3 protein-coding genes are annotated in these 3,524 nt (G+C 61.7%); 1 reads left to right on the top strand and 2 read right to left on the bottom strand.

Translation table 11 applies throughout. From position 1 onward, the window contains the following. Nucleotides 1-139 precede the first annotated feature (139 nt). Nucleotides 140-373 carry an Lrp/AsnC family transcriptional regulator gene (locus ACFMO5_RS00385; RefSeq protein ID WP_376790792.1) on the top strand — a complete coding sequence of 78 codons (234 nt, stop codon included), beginning with the start codon at nt 140-142 and terminating at the stop codon, nt 371-373. Here ACFMO5_RS00385 and ACFMO5_RS00380 read toward each other — a convergent pair. Continuing rightward, entirely contained in the window at nt 370-1,767 is a 1,398-nt protein-coding gene (locus tag ACFMO5_RS00380; RefSeq protein ID WP_376790791.1) for a VWA domain-containing protein, read from the bottom strand. The genes ACFMO5_RS00385 and ACFMO5_RS00380 overlap by 4 nt on opposite strands. 410 nt (nt 1,768-2,177) lie before the next feature. After that, on the bottom strand, nt 2,178-3,116 hold the full coding sequence (locus tag ACFMO5_RS00375; protein ID WP_376790790.1) for a radical SAM protein: 939 nt from the start codon (nt 3,114-3,116) through the stop codon (nt 2,178-2,180). Nucleotides 3,117-3,524: the final 408 nt, after the last annotated feature.

Here is a 3,524-nt window from a genome sequence, read left to right as displayed (position 1 = left end):
GCGGCCCTTTGGGCCGCGGGGAGGGAGGCGTCGGCCTGCACCATTCCATATCTCAAAATGGATGAAGCACTAAGGCACCAGCCTTTGGGGCTCACGTGGATTCCCCAAGTGTTCCTTCTAAGAGGATCAGGAGGCGGCGATGGTTCAGGCATATGTGTTTATTCAGGCAGCGATGGGAAAGCCCAGCTCGGTCGCTGAGGCCCTGCGGCGGCTCCCTGAGGTGAAATCCGCCGTGGTGGTCACCGGCCCCTACGATGTGATCGCCTTGGTGGAGGCCGATGATCTGAACGCCCTCGGCCGGGTGATCACCGAGAAGATCCAGACCATCGAGGGTGTGGAGCGCACGCTCACATCGCTGGTTACCGGGATCTAAACCCCACCCCGTTCGAACAGGCGGTCGATGGCCTCCGCCAGCTCGGCCAGGTTCTGAACCTGGTGGATCGCGGCGCAGAGGGGGGCATAGAGAGGCATATCGCTATCACCGGTGCCCCAGAGCGAACGGGGTTCCGGATTCAACCACAGAATGCGTTTGGCCCGGCGGCGGATGGCCTCGAAGCAATCCAGCCGCGGGTCATTGTAATTGTTTCGCGCGTCCCCTACCACGATCACTGTGGTCCGTCGGTCCAGGGCGTCCAGATAATCCCGACAGAAGGTGGCCAGGCTGTTCCCCAGATCGGTGTTGTAATGCCCCGGAGGGTTCTCCAGCAACACCTGACGCACCGCTTCGTCCGGTCGATGCTCTGCGAAGATGGGGGTGATCTCCACCAGATCGTCGATGAAAACAAAGCTACGGGTTCGGCTGATCTGATCTTGAAGTAGGTAGATCAGATGCAGGAAGAACTCGGAACAATGACGCACTGATGTGCTGAGATCGCACAGGACGACCAGCCGGGGCTTGAGATGACGCCGGCGGAAGCGCAGATCGAAGGGGACGCCGGCGTGGCGCAGGTTGATCCGCATGGTGGTTTTGGCGTCCAGACGGCGCCCATCGCCCCGCTTCAGGCGCAGGGCCGCCCGGGTGCGCAAACGGGCAGCCAAGCGGGCGATCATCTGACGCATGCGCTGAAGATCCGTCGGGGTGAGGGCGTGGAAAGGCCGTTCCATTAATTCAGCCTCGCCGGGCTCCGGAGGGCGCTCAGCCAGTCGCTCCAAGGTCGCCATCCCTGCCGCCTGTTGGATCTGGCGGGCCATTGCTCCCCGGTTGGCGCGAATCTGTTCTTCCAACTGCTGAAGGGTCTTTGCGTCCATCCCCGCTTCCGCCAGCATCCGCAGCAACGCGCGGATCATTTGCTCCAGGCGATCATCGAGGCCAGCGCTTCGCTGCATCCAGCGTGCGAGGGCCGTCCGATCCGCCCACTCCTGAACCCGGCGGCTTCCCGCGTAGCGGGCCAGGGCCTCCAATTCCTCCGGGGTGAGAGGGCGTCCCTCCAGCAGTCGGCGCATCAAGGACGCGAGTTGGGGGCCGAATTGCTGGGCGAGGGCCTGCAGGGCGGCCTGGAGGCGGCGCTCATCCTGAGGTGAGAGCCCACTTGTGGCGGGTGTCATCGGGGGATTATGAAGGCCGAAGAAAAGCGGGAAGAGCTCTTCAAAGATAGGGATCGCCCGCGCCTCCTTCACCAGAGCTGCTCGAAGGGCGACTTTGAAAGCCTCGCGGTCCATCACGCCGACCTGCTCAACGGCCCGGAGCGCGTCCGCTGATTCCGCCACCGAAACTCGAACCCCCGTCGCCCGGAGAGCTCGGATGAACCGGATAATTCGATCGTCCACGTGAGAACTCCTTTCTCCGAAAGGAGAGCTGCAAAACAGGTGAAGAGATCGCTTCTCCTGTAGTTTCCTCTTTCTCTCAGTTTAGGCGCTTTCCTCTTCAGGCCTGAACCGAAGCGGCAAACGCCATCCATCCTCCGGGGATTCAAGGTTTGACTCATTCTGGCATGGAGCGACGACCCCGTCAAAGGCCGGGAAGCCCCGGGTTATCCAGGTGGTTAGCTCATTCTGAATAGAGATGGCGAGTGGGTCCTGATCACTTCTCGGCCTCGCTCTCAGCAGGGATCTTTCTGGGTTGGAGGGCGTCGAAGATGGCTCCCAATCTGCGAGGTTTTTTCTTTCCCTCCTTGCAGTCCTTTGGGCCGCAGGGAGGGAAAGCGGGGAAGGCAGATGGCTCCCTTCCTCCCCAGAATTCAGGTAGACAAAGCGAGAAGTGGAGGCATATCGAGGAGAAAAACATTTCCCACTCGGATGCGGACCAGGCCTGCGGCGCGGGCGGCTTCCACCGCTTCCCGGGCTTGGGATGAGGGAGTGCATGGGAGGTCAGCCATCATGAAATGCGGGGCGAAAGCCAGCAGGGTGTAAGGGATGCTCGGATCGATGGCGGCGATGAACTGGGCGATCCGGTATACCTCTTCCGCATCCACGTAGCCGGGGATCAGGAGGGTGCTGGCCACTACCAGGGGCGGTTGGGGACGCTCCGGGATGCGCGCGGCAGCCCGCCGAAAGTTCTCTAACGTGCGGCGGTTGCTGGCGCTGGTGAGCGCGATGTGCAGATTCTCATCGAAGGCCTTGAGGTCAAACTTGATGCAGCCGCCAGTCTCCAGCGAGAGCTGGACCGCCTGATCGAGCAGCTTGGGATGCATCATCCCGTTGGTCTCCCAGCATATCCGGACCCCCTTGCGGGCCAGGAGCCGGCCGGCGGCCAGCGCATGGGGCATTTGAGAAGATGGATCGCCGCCGAAGAAGCATACACAGAAAGTGCGTGGGTTTGCGACCTCGGCGAGTTCCTGGGCGGAGATCAACCGGCTCTCCTGAGGGGAGAGCTCGCGATAATGCCAGTTCTGGCAGAAAAGGCAATTGAAGGTGCAGGAGCCGTAAAACACAGCGAGATTGTGATCGCCCCGCCGGTAATGTCCCTCGCATACCCAGTCCGCCACGCAGTTGGTAGGGAGGGGATCCCGATACCAGTGCAGGAGGCCTTTCTCGGGGGTCCCCGCCAGATGAACCAGCCGACCGTTTCGAGCCAGTCGGAGACCGCAATAGCCGCGTTCCCCTTCCCCCAGGGTGCACTCCCAAGCGCACAGCCCACACCGGATCCCTCCGGGTGTTCGGGGAGCTTGCGTTGGCATATTGAAAGCTTGTCGGACGCTCCGGTGGGCTTCCCGGGCGATGGCGAGGGCCTCCGCGGGGTGTGCGCGGATGCAATCTAAACACACCCCAATCGCCTGACTCACTGGCCGTGCCGATGAACCGCACCGTTTGCACCTATCCGTTTCCGTAACCGATCCCGAACGAGGGCGGCGCTTCCAGGCCATCGGAGATTCCTGCCTTCCCCTCACCCCATTTCCATTTTAATTTGGTTTGCGGCGATAGAAACTTTTTTCCTTGCGCTGATTGATGAGATTTAAAAAACATTCCGTGCGAAGGATACACTGTGGGGAGTGGGAGTCCCCCCTTGATTCCCCCTTCCCGCGGCCCTTCGGACCGCGGGAAGGGGGAATAAAAATTTAGGGGCGAGCCGGGCGCCGAAGGCGCCC

Origin of the sequence: Thermoflexus sp. (genome assembly GCF_042408365.1) — a bacterium.
Lineage (GTDB): Bacteria > Chloroflexota > Anaerolineae > Thermoflexales > Thermoflexaceae > Thermoflexus.
This window is presented reverse-complemented; position numbering and strand designations above follow the sequence as displayed.

Excerpts from the sequence above, each read along its gene's own strand:
- ACFMO5_RS00385 (WP_376790792.1), top strand. The coding sequence starts at position 140 with ATGGTTCAGGCATATGTGTTTATTCAGGCAGCGATGGGAAAGCCCAGC.
- ACFMO5_RS00375 (WP_376790790.1), bottom strand. The coding sequence starts at position 3,116 with ATGCCAACGCAAGCTCCCCGAACACCCGGAGGGATCCGGTGTGGGCTG.